Source organism: Microbacterium enclense, assembly GCF_001456955.1.
In the GTDB taxonomy this organism is placed as follows: domain Bacteria; phylum Actinomycetota; class Actinomycetes; order Actinomycetales; family Microbacteriaceae; genus Microbacterium; species Microbacterium enclense.
Window position 1 is genome coordinate 342,496 of sequence record NZ_KQ758469.1, and the last position, 24,576, is coordinate 367,071.

Sequence of the window (24,576 nt, forward strand, 5' to 3'; positions counted from 1 at the left end):
CATGCCCACCATCACGCTGGCGATGCGCAAGCAGCCCAACCACGGCAACGACGTCAAGGCCAAGATCCAAACATTCCTGTACAAGCTGGGCGAAAGTGACGCCACACCGGGTCTGCACATCGAGCCGATCAACGGCTCGGTCGACCCCAACGCCCGCACCGGACGGGTCAACGACTTCTGGCGGGCCGTCCTCTTCCGCGTCGACCCTCCCGGCGGCGAGACAAACTATGTGTACGCGGGAACCTGGCCCCACGATGAGGCCATCGCCAAGGCCAAGTCCCTGACGCTCGCGGTGAACCCCGTCAACGGCATCCTGGAACTCCGCGAGGCCATCGCCGCGCAGCAGGTCTCCGCAGCCGCGCTTCCCACTGAGGGGACGGCCGCTCCGGTCGCAGCATCCTCGACGCCCGTCCTCACGGAGCGCGGCTATTTCCTCACCGATCTCACGGATGAATTCGGCTTCCCTGCGAATATCGCTGCGACAGCCTTCGAGCTGCTCGACGAGGATGCCCTGCTGGACTTCGCCGATCATCTGCAAACTCCATGGCAACAAGAAGTGCTGCTGTCGATGGCGGCACGCGAGGCACTGCACCTCATCAAGGAACGCCTCGGACTCGACAAGCCGGTCGAGGTCGATCCCGGTGACGACGAGGCCACCAGAATCCTCAAGGCGCTCGAGCACCCGGCATCCCGGATGCAGTTCACCTATGCTGCGAACAGCGACGAACTCAAACGGATCATCGAGGACGGAGACTTCGGCGCCTGGCGGGTGTTCCTGCACCCCGAGCAGCGGGAGTACGTGGAGAAGGACTACTCGGGCGCTTTCCGCCTCAGCGGGGGCGCCGGCACCGGCAAGACGGTCGTGCTCCTGCATCGTGCCCGTCGACTCGCGCTGGCCCATCCGCACGCGCGTATCATCCTGACGACCTTCACCCGCGCATTGGCCGAGAACCTGCGTCGTGACCTCGAGCGCCTCGATGCCGACGTGCCGATCGCCGAGAAGCTGGGCGATCCCGGTGTTCTCGTGAGGGGTGTCGATCAGCTCGCCGCTGACGTCCGCCTGCGCGCGGGCGACGACTTCGGAGCATCAGCGCTGGCGGCGATCGGCTCGACCCGGGAGAAGACGGCGTCCCCCGCCGAGCCCGACTGGTCGTCCGCGATCGTCCAGGCCGGAGCGTCCCTGCCGATCGCCCTCCAGTCGCCGTCGTTCTTCAACGACGAGTACGCGCAGGTGGTGCTGCCGAACGAGATCATCGACACGGACTCCTACTTCACCGTCCGACGGCCCGGGCGCGGGGTCGCTCTCGACCGCGGCAAGCGCGCAGCAGTGTGGGCCGTCGTCGAGCAGATGCGCAAAGACCAGCGGATCGCGAACCAACTCGGGTACGGCGAGATCGCCGCCATCGGCGCCCAGTGGGCGATGAGGACGGGCACCGTCTTCGCCGACCACGTTCTGGTGGACGAGGGACAAGACTTGGAACCGGCGAAGTGGAAGCTCCTGCGCGCCCTTGTAGCTGAGGGCTCGAACGACCTGTTCATCGCGGACGACAGTCATCAGCGGATCTACGGCCGGTCGACCGTGCTCAAGCACTATGGCATCAAGGTGCAGGGGCGCTCGCGCCGACTCACGCTGAACTACCGGACGACACTGGAGAACCTTCGCTTCGCTCTCGGTGTGCTCGCCGGTGAGCAGTTCGAGGATGCCGAAGGACTCGAGGTCTCCACAGCCGGTTACCGGTCGGCGCGCAGCGGCCCGAAGCCGTCCAAGCACTCCGCCAAGTCGGACGCTGAGCAGCTGGACCTCATCGCCGATGACATCGCGCGGTGGCTGGAAGAAGGTGTACGAGCCGAGACGATCGCCGTGCTTGCGGCATCCAACACCTCCGCCAAGAAGGTGCAGCAGGGCCTTTCGCAGCGGGGTGTCTCGGTCGCCGTCATCACCCAGCCGCGGGTCACGGGCGGCCAGCCCGTCACCATGACCATGCACGCCGCGAAGGGCATGGAGTTCTCGCGCGTTGTCCTCTTCGACGTCTCGGACGGCTCGTTCCCACCACCGTGGGCCTACAAAGGAGTGCCTGAGGAAGACCGGGCGGACAAGGACCGCCAGTTCCGCTCGCTCCTCTACGTCGCGGCGAGCCGCGCACGCGACGAACTCGTCGTCACGTGGAAGGGTGCGCCGAGCGCATTGCTGTTGGGCTGAGCTTCAGCGACGCCCGGCGGCTTCGGTCGCGGCATCCGGATCTGTCTTGTGGCCCAGTTCGCTCAACACCCACGGTGCGTCGCGACGCCTCTGCACCGGTACGAGATAGCTGTTGTCGCGCAGGTACTGGGCCGCCCAGCGGATGTCGTACTGCCATGTATAGAACAGATCACCGGAAGACTCGAGTTCGTCTCTATGATCGCGCCAGACGATCTTGCACACCTCGACGATCTTGCCTGCGCCGCCGAGCTCGCGGAGTGCGGCCAGTACCCAGCCTTTGAGAGAAGATCTGTCAGCCATGCGGTCAGGCTATCGACCGGTCCACAGCTGCGGCGACAGTGGCAGCCACGAGTTCCGGATCATCACGCACCTCGTGCTCCCAGAAGCGGAGCGGCGTCCACCCGGCGGCCGTGAGGGCAGCATCCGTCTCGGCGTCCCGCTCGCGATTGCGCATCCGCTTCGCCAGCCAGAAGGCACCGTTCCGCACGGGGGCCTGGTAATGCTCCGGACAGCCGTGCCAGAAACATCCGTCGATGAAGACCGCGACGCGCGCTCTCGTGAAGACGATGTCGGCTGTTCGTCGTAAGTTCTGGACCGGACGCGCCGACACCCGATAGCGGAGGCCCATCGCATGAAGACGACGTCGGACAGCCAACTCGGGCGCTGTGTCGCGACCGCGGTTCGCCTGCATCGACGAACGCGAACCCGGCGTGCTCGCCCAGGACTGGGCGCGGGGCGGTTCCGCCTTCGACTCACTGTCCAGCATCCGCTCGACCTCCTCATCTCCAGAGTAGATTTGGCCCGATGACTCTGCAGGCGCCGTTGCACGTCGGGACTCCGACGACCGGCTCCAGCGCGACCCGTACCATCTCCGTGCTCGACCTGTTCGCCGGCGCCGGCGGTCTCACGGCAGGCTTCCATGCCGCGTCAGATCGCTACCGTGTGAAGCGCGCTGTCGAGCTCGATACCTCCGCCGCCGCGACCTTCGCGGCCACCTTCGGCGCTGACCTTGTCTATCGTGGCGGGATCCAGACGTGGCTGCAGGAAGAGGACGTCCCTCAGGTCGACGTCATCGTCGGTGGCCCGCCGTGCCAGGGTTTCTCAATGCTCGGGAAGCGTGACAGCGGTGACTTCCGAAATTACCTGTGGCAGGAGTACGCGGCGACGATCCTACGCGCGCAGCCGAAGTACTTCGTCGTGGAGAACGTGGCGGCGTTCGCCAAGTCGCAGCAGTTCCGCGACCTCAGCGAGTCGACCCAGCCCGACGGTCTGCTGAGCGATTACGCATTTGAGTGGGGCATCCTCAACGCAGCAGATTACGGCGCATTCCAAGCGCGCAAGCGGGCCATCCTCATCGGACGTCACCGCGACCTTCCGGCAATCGGTATGCCGCCACCGACGCATGTGGGACGACATCAGACCGTCCGCCAGGCATTCAAGAACATCGTTCCGGCCGTCACCGAGACCCGTCTGGACGACCGGGTGAAGACCTTCTTCGGCATCGAGCTCCCAGGAGTGTTCCGCCCGTTCGAGCTCCACGTGGGTCGCGACTACGCTGAGATCTCGAAGCTTCGATTCTCCAAAATTCCAGAGGGCGGTAACAGGTTTGACCTCCCAGATCGCCTCAAGGCGCCCTGTTGGATCGGCCACACGAGCGGGTCCGGCGACGTCATGGGCCGACTGCATTGGGACAGGCCGTCGGTGACGATCCGCACGGAATTTTTCAAGCCCGAAAAGGGCCGCTACCTCCATCCGGTCGAGAATCGCGCGATCACGCATTACGAGGCGGCCGTGCTTCAGGGGTTCCCAGATACACACCGCTTCGTGGGCACGAAAACGGCCATTGCAAGGCAGATCGGGAACGCAGTGCCCGTGCCCCTTGGGCGGGCGATTGCCGCCCACATGGAGCAGTATCTGTAAGGCCAACTCCGAGCCCACTCGAGCTGTCGCCCATGCAAGGGAAGTCCGAGCGGCGCAGTTCGCGGGTTCTGAGCACGATTCACTCGGCGTCCGGTGGCATTCCTAATTCGTGGTTAGGAGGCCGCCCGGAGTGACATTGGTCACATGAATAGGCGGTCGGACCCGAAGTCCGTCCGAGGCGCGCCTCACCCCACAGGTGCCCCGCCGCGGTTACTCGCCAGCCCCCAGTCCCATCAACCTTTCAAGCCCGTCCTCCGTAACGATCGGAACCCCCCAAGCGCGCGCCTGCCGCGCCTTCCCCGACATCGAGTCGGGGTCGGCGGCCACGAGCACTTTGGCCTTCTTCACCATGCTGTCCTTAGGAATCAGACCGCGCTCGGTGAGGATGTCGAACCACGCCGATCGGTCTCGGCGCGTTTCGCCGGTAATGACGACGGTGTCACCCGGTGACAGGCGGAAGCCGGTGGTGAGGGTCGGGGCCGCGGCATCCGGTTTCGAAGCGGCGCCGGCGATCGTTGCCGCGTCGATCTCGAGCAGGCCACCGATCTTCTGGATGTCGGCCCACTCGTCAGCGGTGAGCTGGTCGTCCGCCCAGGCCGCCGACACCAGCCCGTCGAAGTAGGCGCGGTGAATGCGGCGAACCGCCGTGCTTGAGAGATTGAGCTCCGCGGCGAATCGAATGAGGTCGTCGGTCTCGGTCGCCGACATGTACCGGTCGAGGAGGACGCGATCGAGCAGGGCGAGGTAGTCGAGATTCAGTGCGCCGTCGTCGACGGCGTCGGTCGCGACGTCCACGTGCAGCCGCTCGAGAACCGATCGCGGTGCCGTGTCGGAGTCCGTACGCGCAAGCCAGGCTGTCGTGTCGCACGGCTCATCCGGCCACTCCCCCGCGGTGGCGAGCCAACCGTCCCACCACGCGGGATCGCGGCCCGCGCCGATGTAGGCGCGAAGGAGCGCCGCCGCAGCGAGAGCATCCGCCGAAGCGCGATGAGCGTTCTGCATCGCGTATCCGATCGCCGCGCTGCAGTCGGCGAGACTCCGGTTGCCCGGCAGGAATGTGCCCGCGAGCTGCATCGTGCACATCCAGTACTCGTACTCGGGGCACACCAGACCGGCTTGCTGCATGGAGTGGGCCAAGAATCGCGCGTCGAAACTGGCGTTGTGCGCGACCGGCACACGCCCGCGCAGGAGGGAGGCAATGGACGGGGCGAGCGCAGCGAACTCCGGAGCTCGCGCGGCCGCAGCGGCGCTGATGCCGTGGATAAGCTGCGCACCCATATCGCGCATCGGATTGACGAGCGTCTCCCAGGCTCCTTCGACGACGCCAGTCGGTGACACATGCACGATCGCCACCTCGACGATGCGGTCGTGCTTCTGTGGAAACAGACCTGTCGTTTCCAGATCGACGACTGCGAATCCTCGCCCCATATTGCGCCCCCAGGTGTTGATCGGGGTCACTCTATCCGTCGTTTGAGATCGACCGGCGCACCTCACAAACGGGTGAGATACGCCCCCGACGGCGCAAGCTCGACCCGTCGGGTGGCCACCGCCAGCGTCAGAGCTTCAGCGAGTCGCTCGGCGATCTGGGCTGTCATTCGCTTCCCACCGAACAGCCGCAGAGCTTCTCTCTTGATCTCGTCCTCGCGCACCCCACCGCCGAGCTGAGCGACGACGGCCATGGCGTTCGCGATCTCTTCCAGAGCGACGGACTCGAGCGGTCGACTCTCTCCCGACGTGCTCGCGCGGACGTCTCGCCAGGTGGAGACATCCACGTCCACCGGCCAGATGAACTGCTCGTCGCCCGGGCGCGTGGAAGCCTCCGGGATCAGCCGGAGGATCGCCGTGGCCCGGGTCCCCGACACACGAGACAGTCCGAACGATTCCGCCACCAGTCTCACCAGCCGTGCCCGCGAGATTGGTCCCTCGGCGGCGATGATCTCCACCAGGGTGGCGCGAACCCGCTCTGCAGCAGGTCGATCCGGAAGCGCATCGAGCACATCGACTCCGCCAGATGTCGTCATCGGCCAGGGCGCGAAGGGACGGACGTACGGATGCGTTACACCGACGGCTACCTCGGCCGGCGTCCCTTCCTCCAGAGGCTCCGGCAGCTCATCTGCCGCAAGCGGATCAAGGTCGTCGACGGGCTGCGTACCGCTCTCGACCGTCGCCGTTGACGCAGACCGACCCTCCGCGCTGGCGGCTTCCACCGCCGCGACGAGTCGGTCAGCCGTGGCATCCGGATCATCGAGCCACTCCGGCAGCCACACCCTCTCGATCCCCGGCCAGCGCATCAACTTGCCGAGGACATCGACAGGCAGACCATCGCGATCAGCCACCGTTCGGCGCGCACGCCAGCCTTCTCCGTCGAGCAGGACGGCGACGATCGGCTGCGCGGGGTCGGACGCGGATGCGAGCGTGAGATCGATACGGAAGTCCGAGAGCCCGACGTCGGTCTTCACGACGAGTCCGCGCTCGGTCAGGATCGCGGCGATCTCGTCTCGGTGCCGATCGATCACGGGCACGCGGACCGTGGAGTCATCGGAGGGTGCAACTCCGCGCGCGGCGAGTTCGAGATAGGACTTCAGGTCTTTGAGACCCCGGGCCGAAGTCTGCTCGGCGCGAAGCTCAGCGGGATCGAAGCTCGCGTACAGCACGACCTGTCGTCGCGCACGAGTCACCGCGACGTTCAGCCGGCGTTCTCCCCCTGCACGGGACAGCGGTCCGAAATTCAGCGGGAGCATTCCGCGGTCGTTCTTGCTGAAGGCGACCGAGAACAGGATCGTGTCGCGCTCGTCGCCCTGCACGCTCTCGAGGTTCTTCACGAACAATCCGTCGCGCTCGTCGAGCGCACGGCCGATGCGTTCGTCGGGAGCGTCGCGCAGCATGTTGTCGATGAGGTCGCGCTGCTGAACGTTGAACGTGATGATGCCGATCGACGGTGCGGTGTCACCGGCGGCAGCGAAGCGACGGATCACCTCGTCGACGATCGTCTGCGCTTCGACGCGGTTGGTTCGAAGGACTCCGCGCCCACCCGAACGTTCGAAACGACCGTCGACACGCACGAGCGAGAGCCCGTAGTCGGGCTTCTTCGCGGCGAGCGCGTCGGGTGCGGACGCGGTGAAGTCACGCAACGGCGCAGGAAACGACGACAGGCGGCTCTCGTAGTACTGGTGGTTGCTGAAGGCGATGAGCGCCTCGTCCTGGCTGCGGTAGTGCCACGACAGCCACTTGCTCGGAACTCGCGCTTGCGTGCACTCCGTGAGGATGGACTCCTCATCTGCGACGACGCCCGCATCAACCTCAGCCTCGTCGACGTCGGCCGTCACCTCCGCGAAGGTCGACGGAGGCATCTGCTTGGAGTCTCCGACGACCACGACGGAACGCGCTCGCCCCATCGCGCCCACGGCATCCGCGACGCGAATCTGCGAAGCCTCGTCGAACACCACGATGTCGAACATCCCGGCGCGGGCGGGAAAGAACCGAGCGACCGATTCCGGGCTCATGAGCATGCACGGCGTGATCTGCGTGATCAGATCGCCGTACTTGTCCATGAGCGTCCGCACGCTGTCCCCACCGCGCTGTCTCGAGAGCTGACGTTTGAGCGCGCCCATGTCGCCGCCGTCGAACTTCGGATCGAATCGTCGCTGAGACAGGATGTCAGCGGGCAGAGCCCGCGGGAGCTCGCCGCGAATGGCTGCCGAACTCGCGGCGAACCGGGCGATCGTCCGGTTGTGTGCGGCGGGATCGAAGTCGCTGAGCGCGGTGGCGTCTTCGCGTTCATCGATGGATGCCGAGGCGACACCCTTGTCGAAGGCGAGCGCCGCGTCGTCGGCACGGACGCGCCCGGCCAGAATCGCCTCCCGCGCCGTGTTCATCCCGTGGCGCCGCAGAGGTTCCACGTGCCGGAGCAGGTCGATCCAGCGGCCGAGCGTGACCGGTTCGGTCGTCGCCAGGTTGCGCGCCGCACGAGTGCGTTCCCAGGTCGACGCGACTCCTTCATCCCCGGCCCAGACGGCGAGCTGGTCAGGTGATGCGCCACCTCGCGCAGCAGCGACCGTTGCCCGCCACGCGGAGGCGAGCGCCGCGTATCGCTCGGCCGACGCCGCATCTGGGGCCGTGGTCGCGTAGACACGGCGCAGGTCCGAGCGCAGGTCCCCGGCAGTCGAGGCATCGGACGCGAGCGTCCTCGAGAGCCACGCCACCCACGTGAGGGCGGCTCCCACCTGCTCCGCCGCGCCGGGCAGGTAGGGGTTTAAGTCCGGGGTCGCGACCACGACGGGCTGTCGCTGCAACTCACCGCGCAACTCGTCGACCTGTGCGGCCGTCTCGACCATGGCGCCGGTGAGTGTCGACAGCCCGCGCAGGTCGATCGCGGTCTGATCGACGCGTAGGTCGGCCGCGAACTGGGCCAGCACCGCACGCCGACGCTTCTTGCGACCGAAGAATGACGACGCATCCGCGGCCTGGGCAGCTGCGTGGATCTCGCGAACGTTCCGCGAAAGAACCCGCGGATCGACCTGAGCGAGCCATGCGGGCGGCTGCGCGGCCGCCGCTGTGAGCCGCTGAGCGACGCCATCGATCGACCCGGGCTGCACTCGGTCGACGGCGTCGAGAGCATGGCGCGGTGCGCGAGCGACACCCGCCCACGCGTCCATCTGCTGCGGGCTCTGCACGCGCGAAAGCATCTCGCTGGGGCCGACAGCAGACAGCGCGTCGTCGAAATCTCGCGCCGCGCGATGCAGAGAGGCCGCGTCGATCTCGGGATCGTCGACGAAGCCCCACGGATGCGTCGCTGCCGGCCGGGCGAGATCGCTGACAGCCGGCAAGTCCCGCAGAGTCGCGCGCAGCTGATCGATGTGATCGCCGGAGGCCACCAGGGAAGCGGGCACATCCAGGGGCGGAATGTCCGCGGCCGATGCCAGCAACTGCGATCGAGCCGAGTACAGCGACAGACCGGCCGCGTTCGGTTCGTGAACCCGCTGCGCATAGCGCGACAGCGCGCCACGACTGGACTCCGCCGCCTCGCGCTGCGCGGACAACGCCGCCCGATCGGGCCGGGCGGTGGCGTCGAGCGCCGCCCGGAGTTGCTCGCGCACGGCATTCGGCCGCGCGCCCTTGTCATGCAGGTCGAGCGAGAAGGAGCCGAGCCCGACGGCATCCAGTCGGTCTTTCACGACCTCCAGTGCCGCGCGCTTCTCTGCCACGAAGAGCACGCGCTTGCCGGATGCCAGCGACCGAGCCAGCAGATTGGTGATCGTCTGCGACTTGCCGGTGCCCGGCGGGCCTTCGAGCACGAACGTGCGGCCCTCGACGGCCTCGACGACGGCCTCGAGCTGCGACGAGTCCGCGGAGACGGGAACCTGCGCCGAGAGCGCATCGAGATCGACGTCGACCGGCGCCGGGACCGCGTCGATGTACGCCTCATTCGGCGAGCTGATGAGGTGGGTGACGAGCGAGTTGGTCGCGAGCTCTTCCCAGTTGTCGTCGAGGTCCTTCCACAGCCGGAATTTCGCGAACTGCAGGATGCCGAGGTGCACGGTGTCCTCGACGACGAAGGGCCGCTTGGCGTCGACCATCGCCTGGCGCACCGCGTCGAACGCCGCGCCGAGGTCGATCCCCGCGGCATCCGTCGCCGGATTTGCAAGTCCCGGCACCTCGATGCCGAAGCTCACCTTCAGCTTCTCGAGGAGGCAGTAGTTCGGCGTGGAAGCACCCGCCTCGTCGAGGACAAGACGGAAGGACTGGCCACGCGACACGCTCTCCAACGTCACCGGGACGAGCACGAGCGGCGACTGCAGCTGCCGGTCGTTGAACTCCCAACGCAGGGTGCCGAATGCGAGGTACAGGTTGTTCGCGCCGGTCTCTTCGGTGACCGTCTTCGCTTTCGCGGCCAGAGCGCGCAGCCTCGTCGTGTAGGCCGCTTGCGTGACGTCGGTCAGGTGCGCCTGCCGCTTGTCAGCCAGGAGCGCCTCTCGTTCGGCCTCGTCGCGGTCGCGACCGAAGCGGATGCCACGCTCCCGCGCGATCTCGGGAACGTCGTCGGACGCGAGAAGCGTGACGCTCGCTCCTCCGTTGATCATGTCCTCGAGCCGGCCGAGTGCCGCGCCCGGCACCGCGAGTTGGTAGCCCGCGCGACTCGTGAAGTTGATGAGGCGATTACGAAGACTCAGGTCGAGCAGAGCGTTCTTCCACTGCGCCACCCGCGGCGGAGCCACTGCGCGGCCCTGTGCATCGCGCTGGCCGGCGACGAACGGCGCCAGCACGCGGTCCAGCGGTCGATACTCGACGACGGTCACCTCGCCGTCGGCACCCACCGTGCGGCTGGGGAGCGGGAAGATTCCGTTCTCGCGGGCCGCGCGCACGTCGGTGATGCCGAGGATCTCGTCCCGGCGGGCTTCGAGGTACGCCGCGGGGGTGGCGCGGGCGACGTCGAACGGGACGGATGCCGCACCGCCGGTCACCTGTGTCGTCTCGAGCAGTGAGATTCGGCCCAGCTTCGCGAGGTTGACCGCTTCTTCGATGTCGGTGGTCGCGGGCAGACCGAGACTGCCGTTCTCACGCCAGTACCCGAGGAAGATGTGACCGTCCACGGCCCACAGCGTCGAATTGATCCCGACCTGCTCGAGCAACGCGGCGAATGTCAGCGTCGTGTCGAGGCACGTTCCGAGCCGTCCCTCGAGCACCTCGTGCGGCGTGCGGATCTTCTGACCGCGCAGGCCCCAGCTCGCCGGAGGCTCTGCATAGCGGATGTCGAGTTCGCGCACGGCATCCCAGATGGCCGCGACCACGGCGTCCACCCGCGCCGGGTTGTCGCTCTGGTACCCGTCGAGCTCCGTGCGGCCGCTCGACTGCCCCAGCACGTCCGAGGCTCGCTGCAGGACCGGCGTCAGCGCGGTCGCCTGCGGCTGAGCGAAGGATGCAAGGAGCTCGAGGCCGAGGTGCAGCTCCTTGGCGATCCACTGGTTCGCGGCAAGCACGGTGACCGGATGACGATGATCGGCGATCACCGCGCCGTCTGGGCCGCGCAGGGTGAGAGTGATGAAGCCGGGCTGCTCCGTATCGACTTGAAGCATCGGAGCGGGATCGAGCGACAGCAGATCGAGCCCGGCGAGCGTCTTCAGACCGGGCGCAAGGTCGAGGATCACGACTTTGGGCGCCCCCAGCGAACCGTTCGCCGTGCCGGCCTCGATCTCGAGGGATGCTCCGCGAAGCTCGGGCCCGGCATAAGAGACCCGAACCTCCTGCACCGGCACGATGCGTGCGTGTGCCATGGCATAGCTAAGCTCGCTCACCGCGTCGAGCGACAGACGCGCGTTCGACGCCGGATTGGATGAAGTCGCGGACTCGTCCGTCTCGGGCTGCTCGCGCCGCTGACGGCGGGTGAGCGGCAACGCTTCCGCGGCGGCCAGCTCGGTAGGAAGTGGGGCGGTTGCTGACGAAGGGAGCGGGGCAGCAGGGGGCACGGGGAGTGGCGCGACCGGTGGCGCGGGGAGCGGGGCGCTCGGCGGTGACGGAAGCGGGCGGCCGGTGGCTCCACCGCCCAGTGCCGACAGCACCGCCGGCTTGCGCGCCGCAATCCGCTGCGCTTCGTCGCCCGCGCCGATTTCGCGCAGGAGCAATTCAGCCGAATCGAGCGCCCGGTATGTCTCGGCGAGACTGAACTCGACCTGGTGCGCGTGCTTGTTGCGCACCTCGCGCAGCTCACTCGCCCAGTTCGTCGCCTGGCGGGAGATGCGCCCGTCGAAGGGGTAGCCGAGGTTGCCCAGCTTCTCGGTCATCACTCGCAGCATCAGCCCGACGTCATTCACGTGATGGTGCGAGGTGGGTCTACCCGCGAGCTCGTCTTTGTGAGCGATGACCTTCACCCACGACGGCCCCTGGGGTAGGCGCTCTGCGAAAACCTGCTCGATGAACGGACGGAGGCCTTCGGCCAGGTCGTCGATGGCCCCGCCGATGATGTGACGTGTATCGATGGTCAAGACATTCCCCCTGGGGCCCGTTACGACTCGGCCGTGGGGCCGTGGCCATTCGGAGCCTAGAGGATCGTGTCCAGCCGCTTCGCGACGCAAGCTCCTCTGGCTCGCTCGCGGTGTGTGGCGGCTGCATTCAACGCCATCATGGAGCCACAGGTGCAACTGAGACGATCCGTTGCGCCGGGCAGAGGGGTCGGGCTCGCGTCCGGACCCTCTCACATCAGCGCGGGATGTCGTCAGTTATGCGATACGGCACGGCGTAGCCGCCCGTCCAAATCCGCTCTCCCTCGTACCGCGTCTCCGCGAGAGTCTGTGCGTGCCTCGTCGCCTCGTCTTGATTTCGCAGAACGCCGAGGATCTCCACGTCTTCGTCGCCCCGGTAGACGATCCATACCTTCTCCACGGAGCGAGGATACGCACGGACCGCAGAGCGGCGCCGCGGCAGCTCGTCACATCCCCGGCGCCATATCCGCGAACCGCGAATAGTGCCCCTGGAACGCCACGGTGATCGTGTCAGTCGGACCGTTACGGTGCTTCGCCACGATCAGGTCGGCCTCGCCCGCACGCGGGGAGTCCTTCTCATACGCGGCCTCACGGTGCAGCAGCACCACCATGTCGGCATCCTGCTCGATCGAGCCCGACTCACGCAGGTCGCTCAGGGCGGGCTTCTTGTCGGCGCGCTGCTCGGCGCCACGGTTCAGCTGCGACAGGGCGATGACGGGAACCTGCAGCTCCTTCGCCATCAGCTTCAGCGCGCGCGAGAACTCGCTGACCTCCTGCTGGCGCGACTCGACCCGCTTGCCGCTGGTGAGCAGCTGCAGGTAGTCGATGACGACCATCTTCAGGCCCTCGCGCTGCTTCAGGCGGCGGCACTTGGCGCGGATCTCGACCAGCGTCATGTTGGGGCTGTCGTCGATGTAGAGGGGGGCGTCGTTGATGCGGCCGCGGGTGGCGGCGACCGTGGTCCAGTCGCGGGAGTCGAGCGTTCCCTTGCGCATGCTCTGCAGGGGGATCTGGCCCTCGGCACTGAGCAGACGCATGGCGATCTCGCTACGCCCCATCTCGAGCGAGAAGAAGATGCACGGCGCGTTTGACTTGATCGCGGCGGCGCGGGCGAAGTCGAGGGCGAGCGTCGACTTACCCATGGCGGGGCGCGCGGCGAGCACGATCATCTGGCCCGGGTGCAGACCGTTGGTCAGCTGGTCGAGGCCGGCGAAGCCGGTGGGAATGCCCGTCATCGACCCGTCGCGGCCGCGCGCGGCCTCGATCTCGTCGACAGCGGCATCCACCGCCACCGTCAGGGGGATGTAGTCCTCGGCGCTGTCGTCGCCCGAGACGTTGTAGATCTCGGCCTGGGCGCTGTTGACGAGCTCGACCGGGTCGCCCTCGCCGGCGTAGCCCATCTGCACGATGCGGGTGCCGGCCTCGACGAGGCGGCGCAGCATCGCGCGCTCCGAGACGATCGACGCGTAGTAGCCGGCGTTGGCCGCGGTGGGCACGATCGAGGTGAGGGTGTGGAGGTAGTCCGCTCCCCCGGCGCGCTGCAGCTCACCCGTCTTGATCAGCTCGTCGGTGACGGCCACGACGTCGGTCGGCTCGCCGTGCGAGTAGAGCGTGAGGATGGCCTCGAAGATCAGCTCGTGCTTCGGCACGTAGAAGTCGGGGCCGCGCAGGGTCTCGATGACATCGGCCACGGCGTCTTTCGACAGCAGCATGCCGCCCAGCGCGCTCTGCTCGGCGAGCATGTCGTGCGGGGGCGTGCGCTCGGGACGCGGTGCCTTTCCGAGGCGCTCCTCGGCGATGTCAGCGATCGACACGGGCTCTCCTTCTGCTCTCGGGCCGCCCCGGCGACCCCCTCACGCGCGCGCAAGGGATGCGATGGCGAGGGTGGAACGACCTCGGGAGCATCGAATCACCGACGTCCGACATCGACGCGCGCGGCAAGGTGAAGAGGATGCCCGATGGGCTGCCCCCACGCTAGATACCACCTCGCACCCACGCAAATATGCCTGTGGATAACTCTGTGGAGAGTCTGCGGGAAACGCCGCGGTGTCTGTGCACAACTCCTGTGGAGAACTCGGTGGATGAATGTGGATTCCGCACGGCATACCGCTCTCGACCTGGGTTTTCTTTCTCCACAGGATGTGTGGGGAAATCCGGGTTGAAGTACTCGTTGAAGGTTCCCCGACTTGACAAAGGCATGTGTACAACTCGGGATAACTCGACGGAGGCGTATCGATCCGCGGCATCGCGTGTCAAATCCCGCGGCGCGTGGGCGTGTCGCCTGTCAGACCGCGGCTACGTAGGCACTACCGAGAATTCACCCCGCCTCTTTCGTACGGGTGAATCCGGGCGTATCGTCGCCCACCTGGAGTTGCCGACGATTCACCTTTGGGGGGCGGATCATGGATGCCACGTTGAGCCGGGGGGCGCCGCGCATCGTGCGCGCCTTCTTGCTGGGCGTGCTCGTCTCCCTTGCTCTCGCGGTCATCTCGCTCTTCGCCTCCACCTCATCGGCATCCGCTTCCGACTCCGGATCGGGCCTGCTCGGCGTCGCCGGATCGACGGTGAACGTCGTCACCGACACCGCGGGAGACGTCGTCGAACCGGTCGCCACCGAGGTGGTCGAGCCCGTCGCCACCGCCGTCGTCGAACCCGTCGCCCAGACCGTCGCACCCGCGGCCACCGCCGTCGTCGAACCGGCCGCCGAGGCCGTCGAGCCCGTCGTCTCCACCGTGGCAGAGCCGGTCGCGGAGACCGTCGAGCCGGTCGCCACCGCGGTCGTCGAGCCTGTCGTCGAGGTCGTCGCCGAGACCGCCGCACCCGTCGCCGAGATCGCTCCGGCCCCGGTCGCAGACGTCGTCAGCACCGTCACCGACGCGGCCCCCCAGCTGGTCGGAACCGCCACCACCACCGTCGGCTCGGCCGACTCCCTCGTGGGCGGCACCGTCGACACCGTCGCGGGCGTCGTCACCGACGTCGCTTCGCCGGGCTTCGTGCGCGGCACCCTCGACACAGCCGACACCGTCATCACCGGCACGGTCGGCACCGTGACAGGCGTCGTCAGCGATGTCGCCTCGTCGGGCGTCGTCGGCGCGATCGCGGAGCCGGTGGTCGACACCGCCGAATCGCTCCCCATCGTCGGCGGAGTCGTCGAGGACACCGGCCTGGGCGGCGTCGTCACCGACGTCGCCGGCACCGTCGACGAGACCCTCCCGGTCGTCGTCGGCACCGCTCCCGAGATCGCCCCGGTCGTGCCCTCGATCCCCGGTGGACCCGGCATCACCCCCGCCCCCGGTGTCACGGCTCCTCCCGTGACGTCGCCCGCGGCGCCGTCGGTTCCCGTCGAGCCCGAGGCGGTCGTCCCCAGCCTCGAGTCGGCCGCCACTCCCCCGGCTTCCACGGCTGTCATCCCGGCGGTCTCAACGCCCACCTCCGCCGCGCAGGTCGCCCGGTACTTCGCGGCCGCGGTCGTGGCATCCACCCCCTCCGCCGTGGACGCCCCCTCGACTCCCGCCGACTCCCCCGCCGACGACGCCGCCCCCCTCGCGCTGGGCGCGGGCACCGGCGCCGGATCCTCGGCATCCACCGGATCGGGCGCGAGCGGCACGACCGCCGGCACCGCCGACCACGGCGCGTTCGCCTTCGCGCTGACCCTTCTGGCTCACGGGGGCGACGTCGACGACGACCTCCCCGGCATCCCCGTCTACGACACCGACGCTTCTCCTGACTGAGGCCGGTCTCGCTGTGCTTCTGCACGGCTGATGACCCCGCGCGCACGCGCACCCTCACTCATCTACAGGAGAAACTCTCATGCGCAAGATCCACTCGCGCGTCCTCATGGGCGCGCTCGTCGGGAGCGGCTTGGCCGTTCTCGGATGCGGCGTCGCGAACGCCGTAGACACCTCCGGGGCAGACAGCCTGCTCGGAGGCAACCAGGGCATCGTCTCGGTCGACGCACCCGTCACCATCGGCGGCAACGCCGTCTCGGTGATCGGCGACAGCCACACCTCGGATGCCACCACCACCGGCGGCTCGTCGGGCTCGGGCGGCGACGTCACCACCGATGGCAGCGACAGCCTGCTCGGCGGCAACCAGGGCGTCGTCTCGGTCGACGTGCCCGTGACCGTGGGCGGCAACGCCGTGTCGGTGATCGGCGACAGCAGCACCTCGGATGCCACGACCTCGGGCGGATCGTCGAGCTCTGGCTCGGGCTCGGGCGGCTCGGGCTCGAGCGGTTCGGGCTCGGGCGGTTCAGGCTCGGGCGGTTCCGGACACCACGGCTCGGGCTCGGGCGGTTCGGGCTCGGGCGGTTCCGACGAGGGCGGCTCGGGTGACGTCTCGACCGACGGCAGCGACAGCGTCGGCGGCGGTAATCAGGCCGTGATCCCGGTCGACGTGCCCGTCACCGTCGGCGGCAACGCCGTGTCGGTGATCGGCGACAGCCACACCTCGGATGCCACCACCTCGACCGGGTCCTCCGGCTCGGGCGGCGACGTCACCACTGACGGCAGCGACAGCCTGCTCGGCGGCAACCAGGGCGTGATCCCGGTCGACGTGCCAGTGACCGTCGGCGGGAACGCCGTGTCAGTGATCGGCGACAGCGTCTCGCACGACGCCACCACCACCGGCGGTGGCTCGGGCGGATCGGACCACCACGCCGACGTCACGACCGACGGTGGGGACAGCCTGCTCGGCGGCAACCAGCTCGTCGCCCCGATCTCGCTGCCCGTCACCATCGGCGGCAACGCGGTCTCGGTGATCGGCGACAGCCACACCTCGGATGCCACCACCACCGGCGGCTCCGGCGGCTCCGGCCACGGCGGCGACGTCTCCACCGGCGGTGGTGACAGCCTGCTCGGCGGCAACCAGGCCGTCATCCCGGTCGACGTCCCCGTGACGGTCGGCGGCAACGCGGTTTCCGTGATCGGCGACAGCGCCTCGAAGGATGCCACCACCACCGGCGACAACGGCGGCTCCGGCCACGGCACCGACGTCACGACCGACGGCACCGACAGTCTGCTCGGCGGCAACCAGCTCGTCGCCCCGATCTCGCTGCCCGTCACCATCGGCGGCAACGCGGTCTCCGTGATCGGCGACAGCCACACCTCGGATGCCATGACCACCGGCGGCAACGGCGGCTCCGGCCACGGCACCGACGTCACGACTGACGGCACCGACAGTCTGCTCGGCGGCAACCAGCTCGTCGCCCCGATCTCGCTGCCCGTCACCATCGGCGGCAACGCGGTCTCCGTCATCGGCGACAGCACCTCGACGGACGCCACCACCACCGGCGGCACCGGCGGCGGCCTGCTGGGCGGCATCACCACCGATGGATCGGACAGCATCCTCGGCGGCAACCAGGCGATCGTCCCGATCAGCCTGCCCGTCACCATCGGCGGCAACACGGTCTCCGTCATCGGCGACAGCACGTCGACGGACGCCACCACCACCGGCGGCAACGGCGGCGGCCTGCTCGGCGGCATCACCACCGATGGATCGGACAGCATCCTCGGCGGCAACCAGCTGATCGCCCCGATCAGCCTGCCCGTGACGATCGGCGGAAACGCCGTGTCGATCATCGGCGACAGCCACACCGGCGGCTCGCACACCGGCACGCCGGGAACGCCCGGGAACCCCGGCACCCCCGGCACCCCCGGAAACCCCGGCACCCCCGGCACCCCCGGCACCCCCGGAACGCCCGGCAACCCCGGCACACCGGGCACCCCCGGCACCCCCGGAACGCCCGGCACCCCCGGCACACCGGGCACACCGGGCACCCCCGGCACCCCCGGCACCCCCGGCACCCCCGGAAACCCCGGAAACCCCGGCACCCCGGGAACGCCTGGCACCCCCGGCACCCCGGGTACCCCCGGCACCCCGGGTACCCCCGGCACCCCGGGAACGCCCGGCACCCCCGGCACCCCGGGTACCCCCGGCACCCCCGGAACACCCGGCACCCCCGGCGCCCCGGGAACGCCGGGCACGCCCGGCACCCCCGGCAGCAACATCACCGCCCCGGTCGAGGGTTCCACGGCATCCGTGTCGGCGATGTCGTACTCGGCCACAGCGCCTGTCGCCTCCGGCGACGCCAAGACGCTGGCTGTGACGGGAGCTGACGGCTCGTCAGCAGTCGCCCTCGGCATTGCGGGTCTGCTGACCCTCCTGCTCGGAGGCACGCTGCTGATGCGACGCCGCCGAGCGACCATCTGACGCATCGAGTTGCGGAGGGGCCGATCCCTCCGCGAAGAGCGCGACACCGGATGCCAACCGTTCGAGGCGGCATCCGGTGTCGTGGCGCGCCCGGACGGGTGCCGTCCGAGTGGGGTCACCGCACTCGCGAACCCGCCCCGGACGGGAGGTCGTCTGGGGAAGGGAGGATGCCGCAGCCGCGGAGGACCCTCCCGTCACTGAAATCCCCTCCTTCGGCGTCTGACAGAACGTCTCGCGGCAGCTCACGCCTCCGCGGGCGCAGACGCCCGCGGCCTACAGCGCTCCCCCGCGCCGCTCGCGCTCGAGAAACGCAACGGTGTCGGGGTGCTGCGGCGCGTCGAGGATCTGCGCCGGCGTGCCCTGCTCGACGATGCGTCCGCCCTTCAAGAACACGATGCGGTCGGCCACCTCGCGCGCGAACGACATCTCGTGCGTCGCCATCAGCATGGTCGAGCCGCGGTCGCGGAGCACCCGAACGAGATCGAGAACCTCGCCGACGAGCTGAGGGTCGAGCGCCGACGTGATCTCGTCGAGCAGCAACAGCTCGGGGTCGGTCATCACGGCGCGCACGATCGCGACGCGTTGCTGCTGACCGCCCGACAGCCGGTCGGGGAATTCACGGGCCTTGGCCCCGAGGCCGAGCTGTTCGAGCAGCTCGGTGCCGCGGGCGTCTGCCTGGGCCTTCGGCATCCGGTGCACCTTCCGCGCCGCGAGCGTCACGTTGTCGATGACGCGGAGGTGCGGGAAGAGGTTGAAGTGCTGGAACACGACGCCGATGCGTGCGCGGGCGGCATCCTGATCGATGGTCGGATCGGTGAGGTCGTCGCCGTTCAACAGGATCTGCCCGTCGTCGACGCGCTCGATGAGGTTGATGGTGCGCAGCAGCGTCGACTTGCCCGAGCCCGACGCGCCGATCAGCACGACGACCTCGTGCTTCGCGAGCTCGAGGTCGATGCCGTCGAGCACCACGTGGTCGCCGAACGTTTTGCGGATGCCGCGGACGTCGAGCACGCTCACACGATCCCGCCCATCTGCTCGCGCTTCGCCAACCGCGCCGAGACGTGGTCGGTGAGCCGGATCATCGGCAGCGCCAACGCCACGAACAACAGCGCGGCCACGATGTACGGCGTGAAGTTGTAGTACTGCGCCGCGGCGATCTGCGCCGCGCGGATGGCATCCACCACTCCGAGGACCGAGATCAGGCCGACGTCTTTCTGCATCGAGACGAAGTCGTTCATGAGCGCGGGCACGACCTTGCGCACGCCCTGCGGGATGACGACGATGCGCAGCGTCTGTCCGTGCGTGAGGCCCATCGAGCGGGCGGCGACCCGCTGCGAGGGGTGCACGGCCTCCATGCCGGCTCGCAGCACCTCGCTGACGTACGCCGAATAGGTCAGCACGATCGCGATGGTTCCCCACAACACCACCGGCACGCGGCCGAAGATCCCCAGCGCCGGCACACCGAACCCCACGAGGTACAGCACGATCAGCAACGGGATGCCACGGAAAAGATCCGTGTACACCGTCGCCAACGCGCGGAGGGGGAAGAACACCGGCCCGCGCAGCGACCGCAGCACGGCCAGGGTCGTGCCCAGCACCGCGACGGCGATCGCCGCGACCAACAGCACCTGGATGTTGACCCACAGACCGGCCAGGATCGACGGGAAGCTCGCGATCGCGATGTCGACGTCGAAGAAGCTGCGACGCACGTCTTCCCAGCCGGGGCTGGACAGGATCGCCCACCCCACCACGACGACGAACACCACGGAGCTGACGAGCGCGATCAGCACCGACTTCGTCGACTGCCGACGCCGCGTGAGGCGCCGACCCAGTTCGAGATCGCTCGGGCGCCACGCCGCGTCGACGGGGGTGGATGCCACGACGCTTACTTCAGCACGGGAGCGGCGGCCGTGCCGGCGAGCCACTTCTGCTGCAGCTCGTCGAGAGTGCCGTCCGCTCGGAGAGCATCGACCGCCTCGGACACCGCGGTCGTCAGCGCCGACCCCTTGGGGAGCACGAACGCGAGCTCGTCGCCACCGACGGAGGAGTCGGGCAGCTGGCCGGCGACCTTGCCGTCGTCGAGCACGGCACCGGCGAGGTAGAAGGCGGTGGGGAGGTCGACGACGATGGCATCCACTTGCCCTGCCTGCAGGGCGGCGACCGCGTCGTCGTTCGACGAGTAGACGCTGAGGTTCGCCGTGCCGAGCTGGTCTTCGGCGACGCTGTAGCTCGTGGTCGCGCTCATCACGCCGACGGGAATGCCTTTCAGCTCGGCGACGGTGGTGGCGGATGCCGCGGGCGACGACCCGGTCGTCACGACGGCCTGCGTGGTGGTGTAGTACGGCGACGAGAAGTCGACGGCCTGCTTGCGCTCATCGGTGATCGAGAACTGCTGCACGTTGAGATCCCAGTCCTTGGGGCCGGGGGCGATGGCGCTGTCGAAGGTGGTGCGCACCCACACGACGTCGTCCTCCGAGAAGCCCAGCTGCGTCGCCACGGCGTCGGCCACGGCCGCCTCGAAGCCCTCGCCCGAGGCGGGGTCGTCGTTCTCGACCCACGGCGAGAACGCCGGCTCACCGGTGGCGATGGTGAGCTTGCCGGCGGTGACCGTCTGCAGGGCACCCTCGGTGGCCGGGGCGGCTCCGGCGTCGGAGCCGGTGGGGGCGAAGGCGCAGGCGGTGAGCGAGACGACCGTGGCGGCGGCCACGGCGGTCAGGGCGGCGGCGCGGCGCAGGCGTGCGGAAGCGGTCACGGTGTCTCCTCGTGGACGTGTCGGGGGCATCCCCGGAGTGCTGTGTGGAGCACAGCGTACCCAGTCGGCGCCCCGGCAGGCGTCGGGGGCGTCTTCGGGGGACACGCGGGTCGGCGAACGGTCCGCTCGCGCCCGGGCGGTGCTGTCCTCCCGTTCGGGGCGGGATCGGCGCCTTGGGGCACAAGAAAACCGCCCCAAGGCGCAGAACCCGCCCCAAACCCTGGAAACACGCCCCGACGCCCGAAACCGCCCCCGCCGCAAGCCAGCGCCCCAGACACGCAGAAAGGCCCCGCCCTGCCGAAGCAGGAGCGGGGCCGTTCTCGAGATGCAGCGAATTACTTCGCGGCGACCACCTGGAGGGTGATCACGGCGGTGACGTCGTCACGCAGGCGAACGGTCGCCTCGTGCTCGCCGACCGACTTGATCGCGGAGGTGATCTGGATCTTGCGCTTGTCGAGCTCGCCCAGACCGGCAGCCTTGACGGCGTCGGCGACGTCGGCGGGCTTGACCGAACCGAAGAGGCGACCCTCGTTGCCGGCCTTGACAGCCAGCTTGACGGTGTTCGACTCGAGGTTGTTCTTCAGCGACACGGCCTCTTCGTGGTCGTGGATCGCGCGGGACTCGCGAGCGGCGCGGATCGACGCGACCTGCTTCTCGCCACCACGGCTCCAGGCCACGGCGAAGCCCTGCGGGATGAGGTAGTTACGGGCGTACCCGTTCTTGACCTCGACAACGTCACCGGCGCTACCGAGCCCGGTGACCTCATTCGTGAGAATCAGCTTTGCCATCGGGTGCTCCTTAGCGGCCGGCGCCGGCGTAGGGCAGGAGAGCCATCTCGCGCGCGTTCTTGATGGCGCGGGCGATCAGGCGCTGCTCCTGCACGGAGACACCGGTGATACGACGGGCGCGGATCTTGCCGCGCTCCGAGATGAACTTGCGGAGGGTTGCGACGTCCTTGTAGTCGATGACGCCGACGCGGATCGCCTTCGCGGGGGCTGCGTTCTTCGCGCCCTTCCGCGGCTTGCGGCGGTCGCCAGTGGCCTTTCCAGCCATGCTTCCTTCTTTCGTGTGGTTCGGATGCCGATCCGGTCACGGGGACCGGGGCATGGCATCCGGAATTTCGGGGGTCGTCGTGCTCGCGAGAGCGCGGCGAAGATCAGAACGGGGTGTCGTCTCCGTAGGAGCCAGGAGTGCTCCACGCGTCAGCGCCGCTGTTGCCGCCGCCGTTGTTCGAGCCGGGGGTCGACCACGGCTCGTCGTTCGACTGCTGCACCTGCGGGCGCTGACCGCCGCCGCCACCGCCGCCACCGGCGGCACGGGTGACCTGGGCGGTCGCGTAGCGGAGCGAGGGGCCGATCTCATCGACTTCGAGTTCGATGGAGGTGCGGTTGTTGCCCTCGCGGTCCTGGTACGAACGCTGCTTGAGGCGACCGGTCGCGATGACACGGCTGCCCTTCGTCAGCGAACCGGCGACGTGCTCGGCGAATTCGCGCCACACCGAGGCGCGCAGGAAGAGCGCCTCGCCGTCCTTCCACTCGTTCGCCTGACGGTCGAACGTGCGGGGGGTCGACGCGATCGTGAAGTTCGCCACGGGCAGGCCGTTCTGCGTGTAGCGCAGTTCGGGGTCAGCCGTGAGGTTGCCCACGACGGTGATGACGGTTTCGCCGGCCATCGTCGTTACTTCGCAGCCTTCTCGGCGGACTCGACCTTGCGGGGAGCGGCGGCCTTGCGGGCGGCCTTCTCCTCGGAGCGCTTGGCCTCGGCGGCGACCTGGGCGATCGCTTCTTCGGCGCGCAGGACCTTGGTGCGCATGATCTGCTCGTTCAGCTTCAGCTGACGGTCGAGCTCGTTCGTGGCCTCACTGGTCGCGACGAAGTTGACGACGGCGTAGATGCCCTCGTTCTTCTTGCGGATCTCGTAGGCGAGACGACGGCGGCCCCAGATGTCGACCTTGTCGATGGTTCCTCCATCGGCCGTGATGACCTTGAGGAATCCGTCGAGCTTCGGAGCGACCTGGCGCTCGTCGACCTCGGGATCGAAGATGACCATGAGTTCGTACTGGTGCGTCACTAACCCACCTCCTTCGGACTAGAACGGCTGACGGGCATTTCCCGGCAGCAGGAGGGTGTGTTGCACGTCGTCGCGGGCTCACACGCGCATGGGCGTCGCCGGACAACCTTCGTAGTCTAACGGATGCCGCCGTCTCGGGCGATCGTGCTCGGTAACGTGGGAGCAGGGACGACGCCGGGGGTGCCGCATGGTGGGGATTCGACCGTTCGACGCGCGGGCGCTGACCGCGCCCGAAGACCGTACGGCCGCCCGCGCGTTCACCGCCCGGCTGCGCGCCGAACAGCGCCTTCCGGGCTCGTCTTCGGCCTCGGCGATCGTCGCGATGGTCGCGGGCGTGGTCATCCTCGGCGTCGGGGGCGTGGTGCTCACGGTGCTGTTCGTGGTGCTCGCCGCATCTCTCGGTGAGGGTGCGCCGCTGCTCGGCATCCTGTTCCTGCTCCCGCTTCTGCTCGGCGTCGGCGTGATCGCGGGAGGCTACGTCGCCTTCCGGCACGGGCGACGCGCGCAGGAGGACCGCCGCTGGCGCATGGCCGGCTTCGCCCGTGACGTGGGGATGGAGTACGTCCCCGCCGTGCCGGCGCCGGGCTTGCCGGGCGTGATCTTCGGCATCGGCAGCGGGCGGGTGGCATCCGACATCCTTCGGGGGCATCGACCGCGTTTCGTCGAGGTGGGCAATCACACGTACACGGTGAGCAACGGCAAGAACACGACGACGATGCGGTGGGGCTACATCGCCATCCGTCTCGACGTGCCGCTGCCGCACATCGTTCTGGATGCCACGGCCAACGACGGCCTGTTCGGCTCCAACCTGCCGGCGTCGTGGGGCCGCGCCCAGCAGCTCAGCCTCGAGGGCGACTTCGACCGGCATTTCCGCCTGTTCTGCCCGCGGGGGTACGAGCGCGATGCCCTCTATCTCTTCACGCCCGACGTGATGGCGCGGTTCATCGACAACGCCTCGGTGCTCGACGTCGAGATCGTCGACGACTGGCTGCTGCTGTACTCGGGTGAGGAGCTGTCGTCGACCGACCCCGCGCGGTGGGCCTGGGTGTTCTCGGTCATCTCGACGCTGCTAGAGAAGCTCGACCAGTGGGCGCGGTGGCGTGATGACCGGTTGGCGGCGGGGGCGCCGGGGGCCGCGCTTTGGGCGGGTGCGCCGGGGGTGGGACTTCCAGCGAGTGCGCCGGGGGCCGCGGTTCCGGCGGGGGCCGGGGTTTCCGCGGGATCGAACGGGGCCGGGGTGCCCGCGGCCCCGTTGCAACCCAGGGTGCGACCGCCGGTGGGCGTCGCGCCACCGGGGCGCCGGTTGCGCGGAAGGAGCCCGTGGATCGTCGTCGCGATCGTGCTCACCGTGTTCGGCATCGGCGGTCTGGCGGTGACCCTCGGCCCGTTCCTGTTGCTGCTGGCCCTGCGATGAGAGCCCGCACCCCGCGGATGTCGGAAGGCCCGAC

Annotated in this window: 18 protein-coding genes; 5 read left to right on the plus strand and 13 right to left on the minus strand. The window is 68.6% G+C overall.

Annotated features, from left to right (window positions below; all coding sequences use genetic code 11):
• Position 1: 1 nt before the first annotated feature.
• On the plus strand, positions 2-2,200 hold the full coding sequence (locus AS029_RS07275; RefSeq protein ID WP_058231914.1) for a 3'-5' exonuclease: 2,199 nt from the start codon (positions 2-4) through the stop codon (positions 2,198-2,200).
• Between the two features lie 3 nt (positions 2,201-2,203).
• On the opposite strand, the gene AS029_RS07280 is transcribed toward AS029_RS07275, so the two are convergent.
• Positions 2,204-2,500 carry a hypothetical protein gene (locus AS029_RS07280; protein WP_058231915.1) on the minus strand — a complete coding sequence of 99 codons (297 nt, stop codon included), beginning with the start codon at positions 2,498-2,500 and terminating at the stop codon, positions 2,204-2,206.
• Between the two features lie 4 nt (positions 2,501-2,504).
• Positions 2,505-2,966 (minus strand): very short patch repair endonuclease, encoded by a 462-nt coding sequence (locus tag AS029_RS07285; RefSeq protein WP_058231916.1) that lies wholly within the window; start codon positions 2,964-2,966, stop codon positions 2,505-2,507.
• A gap of 38 nt (positions 2,967-3,004) precedes the next feature.
• On the opposite strand from AS029_RS07285, the gene AS029_RS07290 reads away from it, so the two are divergent.
• The gene (locus AS029_RS07290; RefSeq protein ID WP_058231917.1) at positions 3,005-4,120 is read left to right on the plus strand and encodes a DNA cytosine methyltransferase; all 1,116 of its coding nucleotides are present in this window, start codon (positions 3,005-3,007) and stop codon (positions 4,118-4,120) included.
• Between the two features lie 210 nt (positions 4,121-4,330).
• Here AS029_RS07290 and AS029_RS07295 read toward each other — a convergent pair whose 3' ends face one another.
• From AS029_RS07295 to dnaB, 4 genes are all read right to left on the minus strand, one after another.
• Positions 4,331-5,578: an exonuclease domain-containing protein gene (locus AS029_RS07295; RefSeq protein WP_139168046.1), complete on the minus strand. Its 1,248-nt coding sequence runs from the start codon at positions 5,576-5,578 to the stop codon at positions 4,331-4,333.
• A 32-nt stretch (positions 5,579-5,610) separates the two neighbouring features.
• Positions 5,611-12,099 (minus strand): DUF3320 domain-containing protein, encoded by a 6,489-nt coding sequence (locus AS029_RS07300; protein WP_058231919.1) that lies wholly within the window; start codon positions 12,097-12,099, stop codon positions 5,611-5,613.
• A 214-nt stretch (positions 12,100-12,313) separates the two neighbouring features.
• Positions 12,314-12,496: a hypothetical protein gene (locus tag AS029_RS07305; RefSeq protein ID WP_058231920.1), complete on the minus strand. Its 183-nt coding sequence runs from the start codon at positions 12,494-12,496 to the stop codon at positions 12,314-12,316.
• Between the two features lie 46 nt (positions 12,497-12,542).
• Positions 12,543-13,838, minus strand: a complete 1,296-nt coding sequence (gene dnaB / locus AS029_RS07310; protein WP_285836963.1) for a replicative DNA helicase — start codon at positions 13,836-13,838, stop codon at positions 12,543-12,545.
• A gap of 660 nt (positions 13,839-14,498) precedes the next feature.
• Here dnaB and AS029_RS07315 point away from each other — a divergent pair.
• Both AS029_RS07315 and AS029_RS17880 read left to right on the plus strand, forming a co-directional pair.
• The gene (locus AS029_RS07315) at positions 14,499-15,827 is read left to right on the plus strand and encodes a hypothetical protein (RefSeq protein WP_058231922.1); all 1,329 of its coding nucleotides are present in this window, start codon (positions 14,499-14,501) and stop codon (positions 15,825-15,827) included.
• A gap of 79 nt (positions 15,828-15,906) precedes the next feature.
• Positions 15,907-18,306: a hypothetical protein gene (locus AS029_RS17880; RefSeq protein WP_058231923.1), complete on the plus strand. Its 2,400-nt coding sequence runs from the start codon at positions 15,907-15,909 to the stop codon at positions 18,304-18,306.
• A 273-nt stretch (positions 18,307-18,579) separates the two neighbouring features.
• Here the strand turns inward: AS029_RS17880 and AS029_RS07325 are convergent, their stop codons facing one another.
• The 7 genes from AS029_RS07325 to rpsF all read right to left on the minus strand — a co-directional run bounded on the left by AS029_RS07325 (position 18,580) and on the right by rpsF (position 23,128).
• The gene (locus AS029_RS07325; RefSeq protein WP_058231924.1) at positions 18,580-19,323 is read right to left on the minus strand and encodes an amino acid ABC transporter ATP-binding protein; all 744 of its coding nucleotides are present in this window, start codon (positions 19,321-19,323) and stop codon (positions 18,580-18,582) included.
• Positions 19,320-20,186, minus strand: a complete 867-nt coding sequence (locus AS029_RS07330) for an amino acid ABC transporter permease (RefSeq protein ID WP_058231925.1) — start codon at positions 20,184-20,186, stop codon at positions 19,320-19,322. The genes AS029_RS07325 and AS029_RS07330 overlap by 4 nt, the downstream gene beginning before the upstream one ends.
• Before the next feature lie 5 nt (positions 20,187-20,191).
• Positions 20,192-21,058, minus strand: coding sequence for an ABC transporter substrate-binding protein (locus AS029_RS07335; RefSeq protein ID WP_228375901.1), 867 nt, complete (start codon positions 21,056-21,058; stop codon positions 20,192-20,194).
• A 335-nt stretch (positions 21,059-21,393) separates the two neighbouring features.
• The gene (gene rplI, locus AS029_RS07340; protein ID WP_058231927.1) at positions 21,394-21,846 is read right to left on the minus strand and encodes a 50S ribosomal protein L9; all 453 of its coding nucleotides are present in this window, start codon (positions 21,844-21,846) and stop codon (positions 21,394-21,396) included.
• A gap of 10 nt (positions 21,847-21,856) precedes the next feature.
• The gene (gene rpsR / locus AS029_RS07345) at positions 21,857-22,111 is read right to left on the minus strand and encodes a 30S ribosomal protein S18 (RefSeq protein ID WP_013584646.1); all 255 of its coding nucleotides are present in this window, start codon (positions 22,109-22,111) and stop codon (positions 21,857-21,859) included.
• A 103-nt stretch (positions 22,112-22,214) separates the two neighbouring features.
• Entirely contained in the window at positions 22,215-22,730 is a 516-nt protein-coding gene (locus AS029_RS07350) for a single-stranded DNA-binding protein (protein WP_058231928.1), read from the minus strand.
• Positions 22,731-22,735: 5 nt separating this feature from the next.
• Complete coding sequence (rpsF, locus tag AS029_RS07355; RefSeq protein ID WP_013584644.1) at positions 22,736-23,128, minus strand: 30S ribosomal protein S6; 393 nt, start codon at positions 23,126-23,128, stop codon at positions 22,736-22,738.
• A 187-nt stretch (positions 23,129-23,315) separates the two neighbouring features.
• Here rpsF and AS029_RS07360 point away from each other — a divergent pair, with 187 nt between their 5' ends.
• Positions 23,316-24,542, plus strand: coding sequence for a hypothetical protein (locus AS029_RS07360; RefSeq protein WP_058231929.1), 1,227 nt, complete (start codon positions 23,316-23,318; stop codon positions 24,540-24,542).
• Positions 24,543-24,576: the final 34 nt, after the last annotated feature.